Origin of the sequence: Sphingobacterium sp. JB170, from assembly GCF_900163865.1 — a bacterium.
Lineage (GTDB): Bacteria > Bacteroidota > Bacteroidia > Sphingobacteriales > Sphingobacteriaceae > Sphingobacterium.
The window spans coordinates 203389-226853 of sequence record NZ_FUKU01000030.1 but is presented as its reverse complement, the minus strand read 5'-3'; the positions used below and the strand labels follow the sequence as shown (position 1 = coordinate 226853).

Annotated in this window: 16 protein-coding genes and 1 tRNA gene; 12 read left to right on the top strand and 5 right to left on the bottom strand. The window is 42.0% G+C overall.

The genetic code is table 11. From position 1 onward, the window contains the following. Positions 1-206 precede the first annotated feature (206 nt). Genes FM107_RS10040 through cysM form a run of 4 tightly spaced genes read left to right on the top strand, consistent with a single transcriptional unit; the run spans position 207 to position 3111 of the window. A complete protein-coding gene (locus tag FM107_RS10040) occupies positions 207-1004 on the top strand; it encodes a HipA family kinase (RefSeq protein ID WP_086948364.1) in 798 nt (265 codons plus the stop codon). After that, positions 982-1365: a DUF3037 domain-containing protein gene (locus FM107_RS10035; RefSeq protein ID WP_086948363.1), complete on the top strand. Its 384-nt coding sequence runs from the start codon at positions 982-984 to the stop codon at positions 1363-1365. Before FM107_RS10040 ends, FM107_RS10035 begins: the two co-directional genes overlap by 23 nt. A 19-nt stretch (positions 1366-1384) precedes the next feature. Next, entirely contained in the window at positions 1385-2236 is an 852-nt protein-coding gene (locus FM107_RS10030) for a serine O-acetyltransferase (RefSeq protein ID WP_179204452.1), read from the top strand. Further along, entirely contained in the window at positions 2233-3111 is an 879-nt protein-coding gene (gene cysM, locus FM107_RS10025) for a cysteine synthase CysM (protein WP_086948362.1), read from the top strand. Before FM107_RS10030 ends, cysM begins: the two co-directional genes overlap by 4 nt. 179 nt (positions 3112-3290) lie before the next feature. Here the strand turns inward: cysM and FM107_RS10020 are convergent, their stop codons facing one another. After that, positions 3291-3974, bottom strand: a complete 684-nt coding sequence (locus FM107_RS10020) for a hypothetical protein (protein WP_086948398.1) — start codon at positions 3972-3974, stop codon at positions 3291-3293. A gap of 97 nt (positions 3975-4071) precedes the next feature. Between FM107_RS10020 and FM107_RS10015 the strand changes: the two genes are divergently transcribed. Both FM107_RS10015 and FM107_RS10010 read left to right on the top strand, forming a co-directional pair. Then, positions 4072-4551 (top strand): hypothetical protein, encoded by a 480-nt coding sequence (locus FM107_RS10015; protein WP_086948361.1) that lies wholly within the window; start codon positions 4072-4074, stop codon positions 4549-4551. 454 nt (positions 4552-5005) lie between these two features. Then, positions 5006-6466, top strand: coding sequence for a DUF3943 domain-containing protein (locus FM107_RS10010; RefSeq protein WP_086948360.1), 1461 nt, complete (start codon positions 5006-5008; stop codon positions 6464-6466). A gap of 77 nt (positions 6467-6543) precedes the next feature. On the opposite strand, the gene FM107_RS10005 is transcribed toward FM107_RS10010, so the two are convergent. Next, positions 6544-7878, bottom strand: a complete 1335-nt coding sequence (locus FM107_RS10005) for a trigger factor (RefSeq protein WP_086948359.1) — start codon at positions 7876-7878, stop codon at positions 6544-6546. A gap of 72 nt (positions 7879-7950) precedes the next feature. After that, positions 7951-8032: transfer RNA gene (locus FM107_RS10000), tRNA-Leu, on the bottom strand. 522 nt (positions 8033-8554) lie between these two features. On the opposite strand from FM107_RS10000, the gene FM107_RS09995 reads away from it, so the two are divergent. From FM107_RS09995 to FM107_RS09985, 3 genes are all read left to right on the top strand, one after another. Beyond that, positions 8555-10636 (top strand): S9 family peptidase, encoded by a 2082-nt coding sequence (locus FM107_RS09995; RefSeq protein WP_086948358.1) that lies wholly within the window; start codon positions 8555-8557, stop codon positions 10634-10636. A gap of 373 nt (positions 10637-11009) precedes the next feature. After that, positions 11010-13988 carry a SusC/RagA family TonB-linked outer membrane protein gene (locus FM107_RS09990; protein WP_143559469.1) on the top strand — a complete coding sequence of 993 codons (2979 nt, stop codon included), beginning with the start codon at positions 11010-11012 and terminating at the stop codon, positions 13986-13988. A gap of 11 nt (positions 13989-13999) precedes the next feature. Next, the gene (locus tag FM107_RS09985; RefSeq protein WP_086948356.1) at positions 14000-15634 is read left to right on the top strand and encodes a RagB/SusD family nutrient uptake outer membrane protein; all 1635 of its coding nucleotides are present in this window, start codon (positions 14000-14002) and stop codon (positions 15632-15634) included. 246 nt (positions 15635-15880) lie between these two features. On the opposite strand, the gene FM107_RS09980 is transcribed toward FM107_RS09985, so the two are convergent. Together FM107_RS09980 and FM107_RS09975 are read right to left on the bottom strand one after the other, a co-directional pair. Further along, the gene (locus FM107_RS09980; protein WP_086948355.1) at positions 15881-16828 is read right to left on the bottom strand and encodes an MlaD family protein; all 948 of its coding nucleotides are present in this window, start codon (positions 16826-16828) and stop codon (positions 15881-15883) included. A 52-nt stretch (positions 16829-16880) separates the two neighbouring features. Further along, on the bottom strand, positions 16881-17747 hold the full coding sequence (locus FM107_RS09975) for an N-acetylmuramoyl-L-alanine amidase (protein WP_086948354.1): 867 nt from the start codon (positions 17745-17747) through the stop codon (positions 16881-16883). A 205-nt stretch (positions 17748-17952) separates the two neighbouring features. Here FM107_RS09975 and FM107_RS09970 point away from each other — a divergent pair, with 205 nt between their 5' ends. From FM107_RS09970 to FM107_RS09960, 3 genes are all read left to right on the top strand, one after another. Then, positions 17953-20559, top strand: a complete 2607-nt coding sequence (locus FM107_RS09970; RefSeq protein ID WP_256959458.1) for a putative LPS assembly protein LptD — start codon at positions 17953-17955, stop codon at positions 20557-20559. A gap of 18 nt (positions 20560-20577) precedes the next feature. Beyond that, positions 20578-21831, top strand: a complete 1254-nt coding sequence (locus tag FM107_RS09965; protein WP_086948353.1) for a competence/damage-inducible protein A — start codon at positions 20578-20580, stop codon at positions 21829-21831. Between the two features lie 107 nt (positions 21832-21938). After that, positions 21939-23417, top strand: coding sequence for a dihydrolipoamide acetyltransferase family protein (locus FM107_RS09960; protein ID WP_086948352.1), 1479 nt, complete (start codon positions 21939-21941; stop codon positions 23415-23417). Positions 23418-23465 lie beyond the last annotated feature (48 nt).

The following is a 23465-nucleotide window of genomic DNA, read 5'->3' as shown; positions in this document are numbered from 1 at the left end:
TCTGTAAAATTATTGTTTAATTTTGAGTCGGAGGTTAAGTGTACAGAGCAAAAAGCCTGATTCTGCTAAATGATCGTGCCGGTTATAAAAAGGTCAATGTTGTTTTCTGACATTTAGAGGAGCTAAATTTTTACTAAAATCTCTACTTTTAGACGGAAAAACGGACGATTGAAGCGATTTTTCGACCATAATTTATAAAATAGTACATGAAAATTGAAAAACCAGAAATACGTGAGGTGCAGATCATTCGATACGTACAACCCTTTCGAGAAGGAGGCTCACTTCCGGCATTAGTTGATGCGGACGATGGGTTTGACTACGTCATAAAATTTCGTGGTGCCGGTCAGGGAAGAAAGGCGCTTGTAGCGGAAATTATTGGGGGAGAGTTGGCTCGTTTTTTAGGATTGCGAATGCCTGAAATGGTTTTTGCGGATCTGGATGAATCATTCGCACGAATGGAGCCCGACGAGGAGATTCAAGATTTATTGCGGTTTTCTGTAGGAAAAAACCTCGGTGTTCATTTTTTACGCGGAGCTATTACTTTCGATGCCAATGTAGATACGATCGGGGAGCTTGAAGCCTCAAAGATTGTATGGCTCGATGCGCTACTAATGAATGTGGATCGTACAGTGCGTAATACCAACATGCTGATGTGGCACAAAGAACTTTGGCTCATTGATCATGGCGCATCACTTTATTTTCATCATTCTTGGGATAACTGGGAAGAGCAAATGATGAAACCTTTTCCGCAGATTAAAGATCACGTGCTTTTAAAGAATGCATCGCTCGTGGAACAGGTAGATGCTGAGTTTCGCGATTTTTTTAATGACAAAAATTTAGAAAATGTATTAAGTATAATTCCGGATGAATGGCTCGTGGATGACGAGCGAGATTTAACGGCCGATCAGGCGAGAGAAGTATATGTTACATTTCTTAAAGGAAGAGTCGCCAATTCAAAAAATTTTATAGAACAAATTTTAAATGAGCGAAAGAACAGTATATGAATATGCGGTAGTTCGTGTGGTTCCGCGGGTAGAAAGAGAAGAATTTGTGAATGTAGGGGTCGCATTGTATTGTCGAAGGCAACGTTTTTCTGCCGTAAGGATTTTTGTGGATGCTGATAAATGTAGAGCACTAGACCCAGAAGTCGATTTAAAATTAATTGAGAGCCATCTCCACTCGTTCGCTCTAATTTGTAATGGAGATAAACGGGCTGGGAAGTTGGCGCAGTTAGAGCAAGCGGAGCGTTTTCGTTGGCTTACTGCAAACCGAAGCACGATAATTCAATGTTCAGTCACGCACCCTGGCATGTGTATTTCGGCAGAAGATACGTTGTCTGAACTATTTGATAAATTAGTTCTATAGAAAATATAGATTATAATAAATGAATCTTAAATTTGGACAGATACGACAATTACAAATAATGGAGAATTTTTACAGGCATATATTTCAGCAACAGCAGCAAGCGCAGAATATGCCAAGCAATACGAGAATAGCCGAGTGGGCGACCCATGTCCTTCATTTGTTATTTCCCGAGCGAGCGTCCGCTGGTTTTCAAGACGTAGCTGACGTCCAAAAGGCTTTTGAAGAGTCGGAAGAGGAGCTTGTGGAGCTTCTTCAAAACACAAAAGCGTGCTCTCATTGCGACAATAAGCGGATCGCAACCTGTTTTTTTCAGACTTTACCCACCGTCTATCAAGTAATGTTAAGCGATGCGCAAGCGATTATGGACGGGGATCCAGCGGCACAAAGTATGCGCGAGGTTATTCGTACCTATCCCGGTTTTATGGCTATTTGTGTTTATCGTGTAGCTAATGTTCTTTGGACCTCGGGCGTCCCCTTAATTCCGCGGATTTTGACTGAACATGCGCATTCTAAAACTGGTATTGACATTCATCCCGGTGCGAAAATTGGAAATTATCTACATATTGATCACGGTACGGGTATCGTCATAGGGGAGACCTGTATCATTGGTGAACACGTGAAGCTTTATCAGGGTGTGACGCTAGGAGCATTGAGTGTTGAGAAAAACTTAGCAAACACACAACGCCACCCAATCATTGAAGATCATGTGATCATTTATGCGGGCGCAACGATCTTAGGTGGCCAGACTGTTGTCGGGCATCATTCAGTCGTTGGTGGTAATGTTTGGCTAACGTCAAGTATTGATCCCTATACCACCGTTTATCACCAGCCGAACTCAAAATTTATCGATACTAAACCTACTGAACAATGAGTGATTTAATGAGTACGATCGGGAATACTCCCCTCGTGGAAATAAAGAGCTTTCACGACAACCCGAATGTAAAAATATATGCAAAATTAGAGGGAAACAACCCGGCTGGCTCTGTCAAGGATCGAGCTGCATTGAATATGATACGTGCGGCATTAGAACGCGGTGATATAAATAAAAGTACGAAACTTATTGAAGCGACCTCGGGTAATACCGGGATTGCCCTAGCGATGATTGCGAGTCTTTACGGTCTCAGTTTGGAGCTAGTGATGCCCTCTACATCGACACGTGAACGGATGCTCACCATGCAAGCATTCGGTGCCAAAGTAACGCTTCTTGACACAATGGAAATTTGTCGCGATTATGCCGAAGAGAAAGCAGAAACTGGCGAATATTATATTTTAAACCAGTTTTCTAACCCTGATAATTACCGGGCACATATCCAAACCACGGGTCCAGAGATTTGGAAAGGGACTGACGGTAAAATTACGCATTTCGTAAGCGCCATGGGAACAACGGGTACGATAATGGGTTGTTCTATTTTTCTAAAAGAGCAAAATGCGCAAATTCAAATTGTGGGATGTCAGCCGACCGAAGATTCCTCAATTCCGGGTATACGACGATGGCCGAAAGAATATCTTCCGAAAATTTATGACGATTCACGGGTAGATAGGGTGATTGATATTGACCAGTTCGATGCTGTTCGACGGACACGGGAATTGGTGCGTAAAGAGGGCGTTTTTGCGGGAATGAGCACCGGCGGCGCATTTCACGCTGCACTAAAAGTAGCTAGTGAGATTCAGGAAGGTGTAATTGTATTTATCGTTTGCGATCGTGGTGACCGGTACTTAAGTTCTGACTTATTTGCCGAATCATAGATAACAACCCTCGAGAGAAAGGGTATCCATTAAAAAAAGTTTGGATACCCCAATAATTGTGATATGCTAGTTGCAATTAATTTTTATTCTAGCGAAGATGCGCGGCATGGTTCGTTGCAAATGGTCAATTGTCTTCGCAGTAAAATTTACCCATAGGATTCTTTTGTTTTTGGTTATTTTTACTTTTCTCGGGTCCATATTTCAGATATCGGATCTCCTTTGGAACTTAGTCCACTATGGTTCCATTTTCCATTTTTTATTTCACCATTGAAATTTAGTTCCGCTCCGACGCGGGAATTATCGCGTGAGAAAAATAAAATATGTTCGGTGTATTTTCCATCTTCGAACACATAATTTCCTCCACCGGTACCGTAGAAACCTTTTTCTAAAGGATTGATGGCTATCCATTGAAAGTAACCTCCAACTAACAGCTTAATGGTCTTCCGATTGCCGCGAGGGATTTCGGACATCTTGCCCTGGTCCTGTCTCCCAGTGATACGCCAACTACCCTCTAGCTTTTGCGATTTACCATCCGCTGCTTTCCATACAATTCCTGACTCATCTACTAAATCTCCATTTACCACCTTCAAGGGGATATGGACTGCTGTGCCGACTAAATTACTGCTGAGATCACTGTATTCTATTTGGAGATCAAGCTTACCATCCGAATAGGTAAACGGTCCTCCTTTCGTAGATATATATTTATCCTGTTGGTACTCGGTTAGCGAGCAATATCCATCGATAAAGAGCCATAGTCGTGTGATCTCACCTTCATTACACAGGTATGCTCCTTGAATGCTGGATTGACCTAAGGAGAATTGCATGAGCAAGCAAGAGATAGACAATAAGATAAGTTTTTTCATAATTCGACGTATTTGTTTACGCTTAAAAATAGTCATTTACTGGATTATCTCAACAAAGACAGTTAACTTACATTGATTTAATATCTCAGCTAATCGTATGAAGTTACACGTTTTCTTATCTACCGTTGTGTTCACGCTATCTCTTTCGAGCTCAGCCCAAAAGAATGCGCTGTATTTAATTGTAACAAAAGATCATTTATTCCAGAGTGCTCGAAATGAGCGTGACGAAACCATTATTGCTGCAGAATACCATTATTTCGGTGAATTAATGGAGAAACAAGAAATAGAAAAATGGGTAATGGTTGGTATGCCCAAGGGGATTCACGTAAGTGATGATTCCTCATGTGCAGCGCAAGTCGCTCACACCGCAATCGACCGTAAACGGAAATTATTGTATCATTCTTTGCTGTTTGAAAACGGACCCGACGATGTTCATGTGGATCTATATAGCTTTGTCAATGTTAAATCCGAGGAGGTCGGCTACGTACGCCCAGACGGGGTAGTAAGTATTCCAGATGATTATGATTTCTTAACCGCCAATAGAGAATGGGTTTACGACCGCGCACATTGGTGTTAAGCGGTTAGCAGCATCTGGGGGTGAACATTGGTCGATAACATCGGCTACAGAAGACGGTATTTTAAACGTTGCTCTAAACAGAGATAACGAAATTACCTGCGGTACGCGAACTAAATCGGACAGTTATTCTGGTTACAATAGCGAAGACTCGCTATATTAGCCATTGTATTATGTTAACAACGATAATTGCCGGTTTAGCGAAGAGTGCCGCGGTTAAAGAATTTCTTAGGCTCGACCATCAGACGAATGCTTTGAATATTTTCGAACGTACTCGGGAGGGGGGGCGTTGGTGAAGTCAAGTCGTGGAAAGATTATCCTTTGGTGGGTGAAAATGGAGGTGTTTTTTATTACGATTATTTATCGAGTCCGGTTCTTTTAAATGAGTATCTACGGTAGTTTACGATGACACCGGTCGAATAAGAATAACAGGGACGAGAAGGAAGTACTTATTTTTATGGAGAGAAGAGTTTTTGTTCTTTTAGTCATTTTGGCCCTTTACTTTCAAAGCAAAGGGCAACATTTTTTGTTGGAAGATGAGACTGACACAACATTTAACTTGTTGGATACAACCTCGAGTGGTTGGGATAAGATTAGCCCTCCCGTATCCTATACGGGGAGTAAAGATAAGCCCATTCGTGAGAAAATATTTTGGAGGGCGAGCTCAGAATGGTTTTTGGGCCAAGCCATTCCTGCTCTTTTTAATCGTTTTATAACCAAGGATCCTTATTCTTATATTTCGATTGGAAATTTCGTTGATCATCAACGAATTTCCGCATGGGATTGGGATGATAATCAATTTACAACCAACCAAATTGACCATCCCTATCACGGACAAATTTATTTTAATTCGTTTCGAAGCAATGGATATAATTTTTATGAATCGAGTCTTGCAACTTTGGCTGGTAGTTATATTTGGGAAACAGCAGGTGAGACACAGCATCCTGCGATTAATGATCTTGTAAATACGACGTATGGCGGGATTTTGTTGGGAGAGATGACACATCGACTCGCGCGACATATCCTTGGCCGGGGTGCACGTTCGGCAAACAAGCGCGTCCCGAATGAGATAGGTGCTTTTTTTGTGAATCCAGTAAACGGATTAAACCGATTATTGGACAATAAATGGGGTAAAGTAGATGCATATAATAAGATAGATTCATCTACCGTCTGGGCGGAAGTAAATATGGGTGTTCGTCGATTTGATGCCAAAGAAGGAGATATTATCAATGAAGGGAAAAATGGATTTTATGGACGTCTGAGACTTTGGTATAGTTCAGGGCTAGAACATAAACAGAAGCCATTCGATCAGTTCTATGTTAACTTAGAGCTAGGTAAAGGGGATAGCAGCTTTATCAACGCGGTAAATGTCCACGCACTGCTCTACGGAAATCGTTTTTTATCAAATAAGCGTGGCCGCCATTACGGCGTGTTGAGTGCTAATTATGATTTTTATAATAACGATGCTTTCTTTTATGGTGCACAGAGTTTGAACTATAACTGGAATTCAGAATTCCGCTATCGCAAGCGGAATCGGTTAAATTTGAGTTTGGGTGTCGGAGCAATTTTACTAGCGGCGGTTCCTGACCCTTATTTGTTATATGGAGCGAGTCGAAACTATAATTATGGTTCAGGAGCGAGTTATCGTTTTCGAGGGGAACTAAGCGTATTGAATCGCTTGTTGATTACCGGTGAATATAATGGGGGGGTGTTTTATACAATTAGTGGGAATGATTCCTATTATCTACTCCATGCAGCTACAATGGAGGCTAGCTTGCGCATTATTAAAAACTTTTCTGTACAGCTGTCTACCGGTTACTTTGCCTTACAAGGTAATTTTGCCGAAGAGCAATATGAAGATTTCGATAGGCAATTTCCTTCGGGCAGGATTTCGATCGGCTACAACGTGCGCTTTTAAAGGTTGTCAGGATTTAATTTTGGTAAAAATTAGAGGCCGCACAGGGCGGCCTCTAATCATCTATATTGAAGAAAAACTTATTTTTCAAGCTTTTCGAACTCATCGAAATTGATCTCTTGTTGGTTCAATGTGATATTTTCCTTTAAATAATCGAAAACCTTAAGTGCTTTTGATTCTTCGAATAAACGATTTGCTTGTTCTCGATCTTGTAACATTTGAATAGCGAATTGATTCAATTGTTCATCCGTCGGCTCTTCATTGATGTTGTACATTTTGATTTGTTGATAGATACGCGACTTAGCAAGCTCAATCACCTCATCATACTTAACTTCCAACTCATTCGCGGTAACAATACGATTCTCGACAATTGTCCATTTAAGATTGCTAACGAAATCTGCAAAACCTTCTTCTAACTCTTCTGCGGAGATGTTAGGGTTTGTTGCTTTCAACCATTTTTTTAGGAAAGATTCCGGGAACTTAGCATCCACATTATCCATCCCATAAGCATATATATCGTTACGAAGTTTTTGATCAGAATTTTGTTTGAATAAGTTTTCAACTTCTTCTTTCACTTTAGCTTTGAATTCTTCTTCTTTTGTTACTTCGCCTGCAGGGAATAATTTATCGAAAAATTCTTGATTAAGTTCCGATTCTTCTAGACGGTTGATGTTCTTAACGGTAAGTTCAAACTTGGTCACGTCTAAATTATTAACTTCTTCTTCTGTTATACCTAACAAACGAGCAAGATCATCAGCGTTAAATGATTTCTTTACATCGATTTTAGCAACATCGTCGATTTTAAGTCCAGTTAACGCCTTTTTAGTTTTAGCATCCTGGATGATGTCCGTACGTACGGACGCTGTTTTTTCGATACCTTCTTCTTTTTCTTGTTTTAATTCCGCGTATAGAACGTCACCTTCCTGCGATACTTCTGGGTTGGTCATTTTACCGTAGCTGCGACGTAAGTTTTTGATGCGTTCTTCTAAAGTTACATCGTCTGCTTTTATGTCATACGCTGTGAATGCCGTCTCTTTGTTAAAAGGAATGTCAAACTCGGGTGCTAACCCTATTTCGTAGTCGAATTCGAAGGTATCTTTATAGTCCCAGTTGTAGTTTGTGTCGGCATCACTTTCAGTAGGAAGTGGTTGGCCTAAAACTTCCAATTTGTTCTCACCAATGTATTCAGCAATCTTATCGTTAACTAGTTTGTTGATTTCGTCAAGTAAAATAGATTTGCCAAAGGTACGTCTGATATGTCCTTGTGGAACCATGCCTGGACGGAAGCCGGGTAATTTAGCTTTTTTTGCTTGTTCTTTAATGGCTTTGTCAACCGAAGGATTGTAGTCCTCTGGTGTTAGTTCAACCTTAATGTTCGCGTTGACATCGTCAACTTTTTGGTGTGAAATATTCATACTCTCGTTTAGCTTTAACGCAATTTACAAAAAAAAATCCTCCCGAGTGATTAAGTTCGGGAGGACTTCAAGTGCGGAAGAAGGGACTCGAACCCCCACGCCTCGCGGCGCCAGATCCTAAGTCTGGTGCGGCTACCAATTACGCCACTTCCGCAGTTTATTAGGACTTTGTTTGTGGCACAAAGATATAAACCTAATTGATATTCCGCAAGTCTTTTTTCTAATTTTTTTATAAAAAAATTAGAATCTAAAATTTGTATTACCTAAGTGTTTTATATTCATGTATTTTGAAAGAAAAAGGTTTTTAGCAAGGGAGAATTTTTTTTTTTCGGACCGGGCGCGTTCGATTGATGATAGGGAATTCCGCAGAATAAGATGGCTAGTTCGGAGCTTTTCAGTGGCCGGAGAGTATTGAGTGTTTCGATATGTTGGTGTCCGGCGGGGGACCGGCACGCTGGTATCGGCATATATTGGTTTGTTAATATTGCGATTGTTATGATGCATTCATGAACCAGCATTGATAGACGTGTATTTCAACGGGGCACCGGTGTTTGTCGTTGTTGAAGTGTGCGGGGTGGGACCCCTTTAGGTCGTGTGCTTTATGTTTTTCTGGTCATGAAGGGTTTCAATTTCGGTGACACATTCCTTAACTTGCACTGATTTAAATTTTGAACATATGAACAAATTATCGGTTTTGACCGGTGTACTTTTGACGAGTACGACTCTGTTTGCACAGCGTGCACCGGAAAAGGTTGTCGAAAAATCATTAATAGCAAGTAAATTGAATGCAATGGGCAAAGAGATTATGACACCCGAAAAACTTTGGACTTTAGGACGCGTTTCTGCAGAGGGAATCTCTCGGGATGGAAAGACATTGCTATTTGGGGTGTCCAATTATAATATTCAAGACAACACGTCGGAGAAAAACCTATTCCACATTCCAGTTGCAGGGGGGCAAGCCAAACCATTTACCAAAGATAAAGGGGGCGAGTCAGTGGTGCAAATCACTGACAAGGATGAGGTCATCTATACTTACGAGGGTCAGTTGTGGAAAAAGCCGATCAATGGTCAAGAGTCGATTCAGTTGACAGATTTCGAAGGGGGACTTGAGAACGTGAAATTTTCACCCAATGGTAAACATATTCTGTTTAGTCGCGCTGTAGTCATTAAGAAATACCATAGCGCAGATAAATATGAAGATTTAGCCAAGTCGGATGTATATATATATGACGACTTAGATTACCGCCATTGGGACACTTTCAATAAAGGCGAATTTAACCACTTATTTTTAGCGAGCTTTGAGGATGGGGAAATAGGTGAGGCTAAAGATTTATTGGAAGGGGAGCCTTATTATACGCCGCAGGCTCCTTTTGGTGGTACCGAAGATTATACCTGGGCCCCGGATAGTAGGTCGGTGTTATATGTGTCAAAGAAAAAGTTTGGCAAAGAGTATGCACAAAGCACAAATACGGACATCTATCGTTACGATATTTTGAGTCAAAATACTACCAACATTACCGTCGGCATGAATGGTTACGATACCAACCCAGCATATAGTCCGGATGGCACGAAACTCGCTTGGCTCAGTATGAAGACCGAAGGCTATGAAGCCGATAAAAATGATATCATCCTGCTTGATAAAAAAGCAACTCAGCGGGTGAATTTAACCAAGACGTGGGATGGAACAGTGGAGGCCTTCTACTGGAGTAAAAATGGTCGAAAATTATACTTCACTGCACCGACAAAAGGAACTGTTCAGTTGTTCCAGATTGACGCTACTATTCGGGGAGCTAAGGTGAGGCAGATGAGTGAGGGTGACTTTGACATCACAGGAATTGTAGGTGAAGTCGATGGGGGATTAATTGTCACCTCAACGACTATGACACGCGCAACTGAGGTTTATTCATTTAACTTCAAGCGGAAAACCCTTGTACCGGTTACACACGTAAATGATCACATATTCAACAAACTTGCGCCAACGAAAGTTGAAGGTAGGTTTACCAAAGCGAGCGACGGGGAAGATCTGTTTTCGTGGGTCATCTATCCACCTGATTTTGACAAAAACAAGAAGTACCCCACATTATTATTTTGTCAAGGTGGACCGCAAGCGGCAACAACACAGGGTTATTCATACCGGTGGAATTTTCAATTAATGGCGTCGCAGGGATACATCGTTATCATGCCGAACCGCCGAGGCATGCCCGGGTGGGGAGTTAAATGGAACGAAGATATTAGTGGAGACTGGGGTGGCCAGGCGATACAAGATTACCTGTCGGCGATCGACGATCTGTCGAAAGAACCTTATATCGACAGTGATCGAATTGGCGCTGTTGGCGCGAGTTATGGGGGTTATTCCGTATTCATGTTAGCGGGAGTTCATCAGGGGCGATTCAAAACTTTAATATCACACTGTGGTTTATTTGATATGACCGCTTGGTACGGAACTACGGAAGAACTGTTTTTTGCGAATCATGATTTAGGTGGACCATATTGGGATTCAAATAATTCGAAAAATTATACGGACTTTAACCCGATAAAATATGTCGATAAATGGGATACCCCTATCTTAATTTTCCAAGGAGGAAAAGATTTTAGAGTCCCTGTCGGTCAGGGGCTATCGGCATTTCAAGCGGCGCAACTCAAAAATATAAAAAGCCGCTTGGTTTATTTGCCCGAAGAGAATCACTGGGTGCTTTCCGGGCATAACGCGCAGGTGTGGCAACGCGAATTCTTCGGATGGCTAAAAGAGACATTGTAAAGAATTTTTCGAATCGCAGTATTCATTGAGCTGGGCAATTGCCCAGCTTTTTTTTGTTCGGAAATAATATATCATTTCGATATTGTTTATACAACTATGTTTCCTTTTTTTTATATATAACCTTCTTGATGTTGTATTTATTGAGTGTGATACATGTGATCACATTTTGTTAGTTATGCAATCGTTTGCCTCAATTTACGCAATCGATTTCATAGGATTTTCCTTTTTTTAAATTGTTGTTATACTTTACCTTGGGCGCCTAAACTTGCACGGAGCGAACAGCTTCACAATTTATAATGTATTAATTATTGTTAAAAGATTTACTCCCCCAGTGCTAAATCTCAACAGATTCAAATATTCATTTAATCTGCTTTTGGGACTAAGCCTACTTCACGGTTACGCGTCAGCGGCACGTTTACCAGAAACGGAAAATGCTATTTTTATGCGCTATACGCAACAGCAAATAAAAGGTCAAGTAACGTCTCCGGATGGGCCACTAGCCGCAGTCACTGTTTCCGTAAAGGAAGTCCCCGGGTCATCGACCAGTACTGATGCTAATGGTATATATGGCATTGACGTTTTGATAGGCCAAACGCTTGTTTTTAGTGCGGTGGGCTTTGATAGGAAAGAAATTGTTGTTTCCTCCAGTACGGAAAATGTCACACTTATACCGATGGATCAATTGTTAGATGAGGTCGTCGTGACGGGTTATTCTTCCCAAAAGAAGGAAAACGTAACGGCTTCTGTTGCGACCGTCGACCAAAAACAACTGAAAGATCAAAAATCACCGAACATTTCTAATCTACTACAAGGGAAGGTTGCCGGCGTAGATGTTTCTGCGGGTTCCGGTCAGCCCGGTGCTGCAGCGAATATTCGTATTCGTGGACGAAATTCGCTATCCTCAGGTACATCACCTTTATGGGTTGTCGACGGCGTTATTGCACATGGAACACCAAATATAAACCCGAACGATATTGCCTCGATTTCGGTATTGAAAGATGCGGCGGCTACCACACAATACGGGTCTAGAGGGACAAACGGTGTTGTGGTGGTAACGACTAAATCAGCAACCGATTCTGGCCAGGGTTTGTTTTCTGTGAATTTATCCTCAGGTGCCAGTACGTTCAATAGAGGGAATGTTAAGTTGATGAACTCTGCCGAACTTTGGGATTTATACCAGTCCTTTGACAACCAATCTACCATACCCGATGCGATTACCGAGGATGTACTTGGTACGGATTACGACTGGTTTGACAATGGAACGCAGCATGGTTGGTTGAACGATTTCGCTGCAAGTTATATGGCTAAAACCGATCGTACATCTGTTTTTACGAGTTTAAATTACTACGACGAAGAAGGGTCGATCAAAGGGTATGATTATAATCGTTTATCTGGACGGATAAATTTGGAGCATAAACTGACTGATCGGATAACTTTCAAACCGAAAATTAATGCAACTTATACATCCACTGATTCCAAACAACACGCATTGTATGATATGATGCTGAACATGCCGTGGGATACGCCGTATAATGACGATGGCAGCCTAAGAAATCCAACGATTGAAGGTACTTCTCAATTGTACAACTGGTACGGGCGTGATGCACGGAATTACTTGTACGACCTGCAATATAATTATGGAGAAGATCGTACTTTTGATATACAATCCAACTTAGATTTTTCGTATAAGATATCTGACCGCTTCACATTTGAATCCACCAATAATTTGGCGTATTATAACAGTACGTCCATGTCATATGCTGATCCGCTGTCGAACTCAGGCCGGGCTAATAACGGGACAATTTATAATGGCTCGGCAAAGAGAATTGTTCGGTTCTTTAATCAGATGTTGAAATATCAACAATCTCTTGGTAAGCACAACCTTTCTGGTTTTGCGGCTTATGAGTACTATGACTATACCTATCAGGATATGGGGATGACTGGGAAAGGGATCGCCCCGGGCTCCGTTATTGTTGGAAATGCAGCCGACATACTGTCTAAATCGGGTACGAAAAACGATTACTCTATTCAATCTGGAATTGTACAAGCGATGTACAATTACGACGACCGTTATAACGCACAAGTATCTTATCGTGTGGACGGATCATCCCGGTTCGGAACTGCGAAGCAATATGGTGGTTTTTATTCATTAAGCGGAGCTTGGAATATTCACAAAGAAGAATTTTTTGATTTTCCTGTGATAAATACATTCCGCATTCGCGCATCGTATGGTACAATCGGTAATGTACCTAATGATTATTATGCCTCATTTTCAACATACGCTTTGAATGCGCAATATAATGGTGAGCCTGCGGCAATTTTAGGTCAATATCAGAACGCGAACGTAAGTTGGGAAACTTCCAATGATGCGAACATTGGTGTCGAATTAAGATTTTTAGACCGAATTAATTTGACGATAGATGCGTACAATAAAAACACCAACGGACTGCTTTATTATGTTGAATTTCCCTCCACTGCAGGTTGGACCGGATATTGGGACAATATTGGTGCCATTCGAAATAGAGGGCTTGAGCTCGCTCTTAACGGGGATGTGATTCGAAATGATAAGTTTCAATGGAATCTCGGCGTGAATTTGGCTCACAATAAAAATAAGATTATCTCGCTGAAAGATGGAGCCGATGTTCCTAAAGGAGGTACAAGGAGGTTCTCTGAAGGGAGGGATATTGATTCCTGGTATATGCGCGAATGGGCCGGTGTGGATCCCGAAAATGGAGCTCCACTTTGGGAGGTTGTTGATTCACAAACAGGAGAGGTTAGTACCACATCTAATTTCAACGATGGTACATTGCAGTTCGTTGGGAACAGTACGCCTAACTTGCAAGGAGGAATATCGTCCATGATGACCTACGAAGGGTTCACTTTGACTGCCTCCGCTGCATTTATTACCGGAGCGACGACATTTAATGCCGCTCGTCAATACTTCGATGCCGATGGCGCATACCCGTCGTATAACCAAATGGTTCTAGAAGAAGGATGGTCACGTTGGACGCCTGAAAACACTGATGCATCACATCCGATTGCCTCTTATAACAATAACAGTGGTTCCAATAAAATTTCTTCGCGCTATCTAGAGGACGCTTCATTCTTTCGGTTGAGGAACGTTACGCTCGGTTATAGCTTTAATGATGCGGTTACCTCAAAACTAAAAGTTAAAGGTTTGGGTGTATTCCTTTCCGCGGACAACCTATGGACCGCTACGAAATTTTCCGGATTCGACCCCGAGAGTGCGATAGTCGGTAATGATAACTCGGTCGATAAGACGACAGGGGACGCGACTGCGCAATACCCAGCACCTAAACGTGTTATTTTTGGACTAAACCTCACATTTTAAGAATAGAAAACATGAAACAAATTTTTATATATTCGGCAGCAATTGCGATGCTAACGAGCTCGTGTTCGTTGGATAAAAAGCCTTACGATTCACTCACTAATGAGTCGATTGATAATACTCCAGGTGCTTTGGTGGCCTTGAATAACGGGAACTACCACAACCTTAAAAGCTGGGTTGAAAACTGGCACCGTGTGACGGAATATCCGAGCGATAACGTAACGCTTTCTGGAACGACAACGGATAACTTTTTCTATAACTACAACTACCAACGTATTGTAAGTAACGATAGGGTAAATTCATTCTGGTCGACATCTTATAAAATTATTGCGGGTACCAATCACTTAATTAACCGTGTGGTAGAAGGCGAGAGCGAGATGGGTGATGAAATCATCGCTGAGAATTTATACTTGAGAAGTTTAATGTATTTCTACCTCACTAATGTTTTCGGCAAACCTTATAATCAAGGTGCAGAAGTAAACTTGGCTGTACCGCTAAACTTAGCCGATGATCCTTTCGAAGTGCTACCCCGAAATACTGTTAAGGAAGTTTACGATCAGGTGGAACAAGATCTTTTGAAAGCCGAAAGCCTTTTTAATACGTTCAAAGGTAATGTTTATGGGAACGTATATGCCACTCAGGCGCTGCTTGCGCGATTGTATTTATATAAGGGAGATAATGAGAAGGCTATCGCGTATGCCAATAAGGTGTTAAATTCCGGAAAATTCTTGTTGTTATCAACAGCAAATTATAGCCAGCTCTCTACAGGGACCCCCGAAAGTAATTCAGAGAGTATTTTTGCAATCAAGTTTGTAAAAGATGTCGATTATCCAGATGATGGATGGTATACAATAGGATCGATGTACGCTAGTATCGAAGGGGCCGGATGGGGCGAGATGTATGCTTCGCGATCCTATTTGGAAGCGGTGCGTAAATATCCCGAAGATGTACGTTACACTATGATCGATCCGGTTGTTGCAAACGCGAATGAGCTGCATGCCTACTTCGTGGACGACGATTACAAATATCAAAGTGTTGTTGTTCAAAAGTCGGGAACAGATTATACCTATCAAGAGTCTGGAGCGACCAAGAAACTCGCAAAGGAATCAAATGGTGCTGGATCCTTCGAATATTTTATTAATAAAGGCGGGAAAACGCGAACTGTGCTTGTTGATTCAAAGTTGGACAACCGAAATGGGTATCTGAAATACTATATTACCAAGTGCTCCGGGCAAGAAGGGCAGCCTCACCTTTGGTCGCCTGTCATCTCTCGTTTAGCAGAAATCTATTTAATTCGTGCAGAAGCACATGCTAAGTTGGGTAATGTTGAAGGCGCGCTTGCAGACGTGAATGTGATTCGTAAACGTGCCGGTATTCCCAACGCAGGCTTATGGACAACAGGGAATTTGAATGGGCAGAGCGCCTTAGATGTAGTTATGGCTGAACGACAACTAGAACTTGCGTGGGAAGGACATAGGAAATTTGATCTATTCAGAAACGGTAAAACATTGGACAGACAATACCCTGGTACCCATATTTCGAATGCGAATTCATTCTTGACCATTGAGCCTTCTAGCGAAAATATCATCGAATATATTCCTGAGCAGCAGATTGTGCTGTCAAATGGTGTGCTCTTACAAAACAAGTAACCCAACCCTGGGAATTTGATGTTTTATTTATTTAACAGGGGGCTATACAAAAGCTCCCTGTTTCTTGTTGGAAGGCATTGCCGCGGTTTGCGAGATTACCCGCGGGGCGTATTTGTTAGGGCTATAAGCAAATTTTGCATACTTGAGATCCTATTGGAGTACGCGCTACCTGTTCTTCGGGGGAAAGTCCTGTATGAAGTTAATGCTACGCACGGGACCTTTAGTTTTTAGATATCCGATATAGGACTACTTGGTGTCTTTCTTGCCGAATATACTCAGCCGGATATAATGTCCTGGTCTTTCCTTTACGTCATTTATTAAAGTATCCAGTTCACCCGACGCACTGCTTAGGTTGTTGTAAAGCTTGTCGTCGTTGAGCAATAATCCGATGCTTCCTTCGCCGTTGTTGATTTTTGAGGTAATCGCCTGCACATCTTTCATGACACGATTTGCATTGTCGATCGTTGCTTTGATTTCCGTTTGTGAAAGATCTTCCGATAGGTTATCTAAGTTCGCTAGTATATTGTTGATCTTGTCGTTGTTGTTCTTGAAGTTATTCGTAATGGATTCTAAATTTTGCATAATTGTAGCTAAGCGAATTTTTTCTGACCCCATCAACCCCTCCACATCGCTGGTTATGCGTTCCATGTTGTTTAGTGATATCGAGATGCTGTGTAAGCTGCTTTTGAAATCGCGTTGAAACTCGTCGTCAAGCGCTGTGTTTACAGCCGAAAGTACCGAGTCGAGCTTTACAACTAAATTTTCTACTTTCTTTTGTAGTGGTTCTACTTTTTCCAGCAGGTTTGCTTGTACATCCGATAGTAAAGGGTCACCGTCGTTTGCAAGGGTTGTGCTATTACCTAATTCAAATACGATTGCTTTGCTTCCTAATAAGTCCGCGCTGACAATACGTGCAACCGTATTTGAGGGGATTTCGTAATCGTCCTTTATTTTAAAGTGTGTACGGATCTTACCATTATTTAACAAGTTCATACGGGATACTCGTCCAATTTGATAACCGTTTACAACAACAGGTTTCGATGTTGTTAAACCGTCGACGTTATCATAATCTGTATAATACTCGTTATCGCTGCTGAATACATCATTGCCTTTTAAGAAATTATAGCCAATGAATAATAGCGCTAGCGAGACTATTGTGATGATGCCGACCTTTGTTTCGTTTGTTATTTTCAAAATATGACCTGAATAGTAATGTGTAAAACTAAAGTACTAAAAGTTTGCGGGTTTACCGCTCCACGGAAGTTTTATATGTTTTTATGGCATTAAATAAACTTGTTACTATTTCAGTCTGGCCCGCATTAGACATCATGTACGTTTCCTCTTGTGGACTACTAATAAAGCCTATTTCGGTCAAAACGGCCGGCATCCCCGCTGTTTTCAATACGGCTAACGACAGTTCTTGTACACCACGATTGTTACGTTGAGTACGGACATACTCGTCTTGCATGTACGACCCTAAACGAATGCTTTCTCTTCTATATTGTGTTTTAAGCAGTTGGAATACGATCATCGACGAGGGATCTTTTGGGTCAAACCCGCCGTAGTTTTCTTCGTAGTTTTCTTCAAACAATATCGCCGCATTCTCGCGTATGGCAACATCTTGCTTCCCCATACGGTTGAAACCTAAAACAAATGTTTCGGTCCCTCGCACTGTCGGGCGACGCACAGTTTGTGAATAGTATTTCCCATTTCGCCCACGTACACGTTTACTGCCGTTAGCGGAATTACAGTGAATGGATATAAACAAGTCTGCTTTTGCTTTATTAGCAATATCAGGTCTTTTATATAAGTCAATAAATACGTCCGAACTACGTGTGTAAATCACTTTAACGCCTGGTAGATCCTTTTTTATTTTTTCTCCAAGCTTTAATGCGACCTGCAGAGCAATGACTTTTTCAGTTGTTTTACTTCCTCGTGCACCAGGATCTTTTCCTCCATGGCCGGCATCGAGCACAATGGTACGGACTTGGTTAAGTGAAGACTTGCCTTCTTGCTTTGGAGGAGTTATGGGTTGATAAGCGGTCGAAAGGGTTAGGGTGAAGAATGCCGCCGCAATCAAATTTAGTTTTTTGAAAATTATTTTTTTTGCCATCAGTGTTATATCCGTTGAAATACTTCGTTTAATAGTTGGTGAAACAACCGTCAAATTTATTTTTTATTCGTGCCTCACGTTCACGCTTTCTAATTGTTTTTTGACTATTTTTGCCATTAGAAAGTTTAAATTCACACAAAAATAACATTCGTATTTTACTTTGAAGACGTTATCTTGTTTTTTCTGTAGCATTTTGTTCTTATTCATGGCTGTTGTGGCTTCTAATGCGCAGGTTTTAGATACAACTAAAACGAATATAGGTAACAGTGTGGATACCACGCGAATTGGAAACGATACTACAAAAAACCATTTAAAAGAAACCCAGGGACAGGACACCTTGATGATGAAAGATCAGGATGGTCTAGAAACTATGGTCACGATTGTGGCTAACGATTCATCTTGGAATCAGGTGAGCGAAAATGTTTTACACCTTTATAGCGGAGCAAAAGTAAAGTACCAGGATTTTGAACTTTCGGCCGATTATATACGATTAGATCGGAATACGAATCAACTTTTTGCGAGCGGTGTTGTCGACCACAATGGTGATTATGTTGGCCGGCCCGTTGTAATTTTTCCGGGTGACACACCAAAATCGGTCGATTCACTCCTTTACGACTATAAAACTAAGGAGGGGAACACCTACGGCATCATGACCGAGCAGGACGGTGCGTATATACAGGCGAAAGTTGTTCGCAAAAATTTGTATGACGAGCTTTCATTGCGCACCGGAATGTACAGTACCTGTAATCTTCCGTATCCCCATACCCACTTCGGGATACAATTTACTAAAGGCTTATTGGCAAAAAATCACGTCATTGTAGGGCCTTCCTATTTAGTCGTAGAGAATATACCCATCAAATTTATTGCCGTACCTTTTGGGTTTTTCCCCAAAACGAATAAACGCGCTTCAGGATTTCTATTTCCATCATTCGGAGAAGACGCTACACGTGGTTTTGCTATTCGAGACTTCGGTTGGTATCTGGCGTTTAACGATTATTGGGATTCGGAGTTACGAGGAAGCTTTTATTCCAAAGGATCGTGGGAGGCCAGTGTACGAACCAATTATATGGTAAATTATAAATATAGCGGAGGGTTCAATATTCGCTATGCGTCAACCAAAGCAGGGGTGGAAGGAACCGAAAATTACGGTTCGAACAAAGATTTTAATGTCACATGGAATCATACTCAGCGACAAGAAGCGAATCCAGGGACATCGTTCTCGGCATCGGTTAATTTTGGTACGCGTTCGTATTTTAACAATACGGGTTTTAATCAGCAAAACTCCGTGGAGGATGTGACGCGTAACAATATGTCCTCTTCTATTGCTTATGGAAAAGTGTTTGCCGATGGGAAGGTGAATTTCACGTCCCGCCTGGGGCATAGTCAAGATATGTCCACCGGACAGGTGAACTTGGAGCTGCCTTCGTTTAGTTTAAATGTTGCGTCATTCAACCCCTTCGATTCCAAGGATCGCGTGGGCGAGCAGAAGTGGTACCAACGTATCACTGTTGGTTATAGTCTGCAAGGGCGAAATACTATCACAACGGCGGATTCACTTTTATTTAAGAAGGAATCGCTCAAAGATTTTACGAACGGATTTCAACACAATATACCAGTCTCACTCAGCTTAAACGCGTTTAAATATTTTCAGTTTAATACCTCGGTAAATTATACCGAGCGGTGGTATTTACAATCTGTGCGTAAAAAGCTGGAAAATGAGGTTAATGGTTTTACTGCTGTCCGCGATACGGTGCAGGGTTTCCGCCGGGCGTACGATTATTCGGTTTCTTCGGGTCTATCTACGAAAATATACGGTATGTATCCAAAGATGGGGAAGATAGAAGCCATCCGCCACGTTGTTACGCCGTCAATTAACTTAAATTACCGGCCGGACTTCTCGGATCCAAGTTATGGGTTTTATCGCGATTACGTCAATGATAATGGTATGCAGGAACGCTATTCCATCTTCGAGGGAGGGATTTATGGTTCGCCTTCGGCCGGTAAATCCATGGGTATCGGCTTTTCGATTGATAACAACATCGAAGCGAAGGTTAGGGATGACAACGATACAACCGGTAAAGGCTTCAGGAAGGTTAAAATACTACAGGGTTTGACGTTCAGCGGTAACTATAATTTTATGGCCGATTCACTGAAGCTCTCCACGATAAGCTTTTCGGGGCGTACATCGCTTTTTAAGGATAAGATTAATCTAAATTTCAACGGTACGTTTGACCCGTATGTCGTTAATGAAAATGGTGTTCGGATTGATCGATTCGCGCTTCAAGAAGGTAAGCTGGCTCGATTGACGAATTTCGGGATGTCATTCGATTATAGCCTGAATCCAAACGCGAATAAAAGTAGAAATAACAATATTGATTCCTTGCGCAATCAGATGCCCAATATGAGCCAAGAACAGGCGGAAGCACTTGCTCGGATAAGTACCGATCCTAATGCCTTCGTCGATTTTGAAATACCTTGGAATCTGAACGGATCGTTTAGTATGAATTACAATAAAAGCTGGAACAGTTCGGACCGTAAAATGCAAAACAATATTACCGCAACGGTAAATTTAAATGGTGATTTTAATGTAACACCTAAGTGGAAAGTGCAGTTTAATACCGGGTACGATTTTAGGCAGAAAGCATTGTCATTGACACGCTTTAATATTTACAGGGATCTACATTGTTGGGACCTTTCGGTAGGCTGGACACCATTTGGGCAATATAAAAGTTACAACATTACCATTCGTGCGAAAGCCTCGATATTACAAGATTTGAAACTCTCGAAACGAGAGAGCCACTATAGGTATTAAATATAAACCAGTTTCATCATGAAAGCAGCGATAATTACCATAGGCGACGAGATCCTTAATGGTCAGATTGTCGATACAAATTCCAGTTGGATCGCGAGCCAGCTTACGGCATTGCATATATCGATATTTCAGGTGGTATCTATAGCCGATACGCCCCAGGCTATACGGCAGGGACTTGACCAAGCGCGATCAGGGGCGGATATTATTCTTGTCACGGGCGGATTAGGACCAACCAAAGATGATGTTACTAAAAGTACGATTGCATCTTATTTTCAGTCGGATATCGTACGGGATCAGCAAGTGTTGGAGCATGTCAATACGCTGTTTTCCAAACTAGGCTTTGAAAATATGCCTGATATTAATAAGCAGCAGGCGGATGTTCTTACGAAAGCGACGGTTCTATTTAATGATGTCGGTACTGCCCCTGGCATGGCGATTGAAGATGGCGGTAAATACTATATATTTTTGCCTGGCGTCCCTTTTGAAATGAAATATTTGATGGAAAATAGGGTATTACCAATATTGGCAAATTATGCCAAAAATGGCTTCATTTATAATGCGTATCTGCTAACAGTTGGGATCGGTGAGTCACATTTAGCAAAGTCCATCGTTGATATTGAGGAGCGACTTCCATCGTATATTAAACTAGCCTATTTACCACGTTTAGGGTCTGTTTTGTTACGTCTTACCGCGCATGGGGATAACGAACAGGAAATCGAGCAATTGACCAATAATTTTGCAACCGAAATAGAGCGGCGAGTGGGGGCGGATGTTGTCGCGCGGGTAAATGATTCCTTCGAACAGGTGATCGTCGAGCAGTTTGCCGCGGCAAATTGCTCATTATCTACAGCGGAAAGCTGCACGGGGGGAGCAATTTCGAATAGTCTAACCGCGATCGCAGGTGCTAGCACGATGTTTTATGGTGGAGCTGTCGTGTATTCAAATGCGGCGAAAATCGATGTGTTAAGTGTTGATGAACGAACGTTGCAGCAGTTCGGCGCAGTTAGCGAGCAAACGGCCGTGGAGATGGCTACGGGGGCCCAGAAATTATACAAGAGTGATTATGCCGTAGCAACAACGGGCATAGCGGGACCAACAGGTGGTACAAAAAATAAGCCAGTCGGGATGGTGTGCATCGCCGTAGCTGGGTGCCGGGAAATAGTCGTGAAAACCTTGTATTTCAAGAATGATCGAGCGGTAAATATCGAGCGTACTCGAATGGCCGGGCTTACCATGCTGTGGCGATTGTTTCAGACAGAACAATTGAGGTGACGAAATAATATTTTGTACTTTACGCTTATTTAATTATTATGTTTTGTTTACCGAAATTATGTAGATAAAATGTTAATTTAGTGATTTATTCAACGAATATAACGTGTATGGGAATATATAAATTGGTATTACCAAAAATGGGAGAGAGTGTGTCGGAAGCAACCATCACCAAATGGGTAAAAGCTATTGGTGAGCGTGTTGAAGAAGACGACACCGTGGCCGAGGTAGCGACAGATAAAGTTGACTCTGAAGTGCCTGCGCCAGTGTCTGGAACATTAGCGAAAATTCTATTTGAGCCCAATCAAGTTGTTCAAGTGGGAGAAGTTATTGCGTGGATCGAAATTGAAGGAGCAATTGAACAAGGGCTTGCGTCTGAGCAACCAACAAGCCGTGAAGATCTACATGGCGAAGATTCTGTTCAGAATGTTGAAAATAAGGATAATGTGCCAGAGCAGGACGGGGAGTCTTCGCAAGAATTCAATATAGCGCAGCCCGGCGAGAAAAAAGATGAACAAGATGTGATCCTCGATATTCCGGGAACCGAGTTGCTCGCCGAGCAGGAGCAGGGTGGAAATGCATCAAGCAATGGGCTTCGGTTTTATTCCCCTCTAGTTCGTAATATTGCTCAACAGGAAGGTTTAACACAAAAGGAACTTGATAGTATTGCAGGTACAGGAACCGAGGGCAGGGTAACCAAACAAGATATTTTTGATTTCTTAGCGGCAAGGACACCTGCTAGAATGCCCGGCAATCCGCAAGTTACCGCAAGGGAAGCAGAGGAGCAACATGCTGCCGTAAACGAACCGGAACAGGCGCACGCTACGGATGCGAATTCTGGCGGGCAGGACATCCTACGAGCGGCGACTGTCAGGGCTCCTGGCGATGAAATTATTGAAATGGACCGTATGCGAAAACTGATCGCAAATCATATGGTGCATAGCGTGAAAACTTCGCCTCATGTGGCGTCTTTTGTTGAAGCCGACGTGACTAATATTGTCAACTGGCGTAACAAATGGAAAGAAGGGTATAAGAAACGCGAGGGAGAAAATATTACTTTCACCCCCATCTTCATCGAAGCAATATGCAAGGCCCTGAAGGATTTTCCCATGATAAACGTGTCTATAGATGAAAATTATATTATTAAAAAGAAGGATATTAATATCGGTATGGCCGCGGCATTACCCACTGGAAATTTAATTGTTCCGGTGATTCGCAATGCCGACCAGTTGAGTTTGGTTGGATTGAGTAAGTCTGTCAACGATTTGGCAGGCCGCTCGCGTGAAAACAAGTTGAAGCCTGACGACACACAAGGGGGAACTTTTACATTTACGAATATCGGTGCGTTCGGCAATATAATGGGGGTACCGATTATCAATCAGCCCCAGGCGGCAATATTAGCCGTGGGCACGATAAAAAAACGACCTGCCGTTTTAGAAACCGAGCACGGTGATGTTATTGCGATTCGGCATATGATGTACTTATCGATGTCATATGACCATCGTATTATTGACGGCGCGTTGGGCGGTACATTTCTAAAAAGAGTAGCAGATTATCTGGAAAACTGGGATACTAACCGTATCATTTAGTCGAACCAATATTTGACGTAAAGGCACTAAAGAAAGGTTTTTGATCTT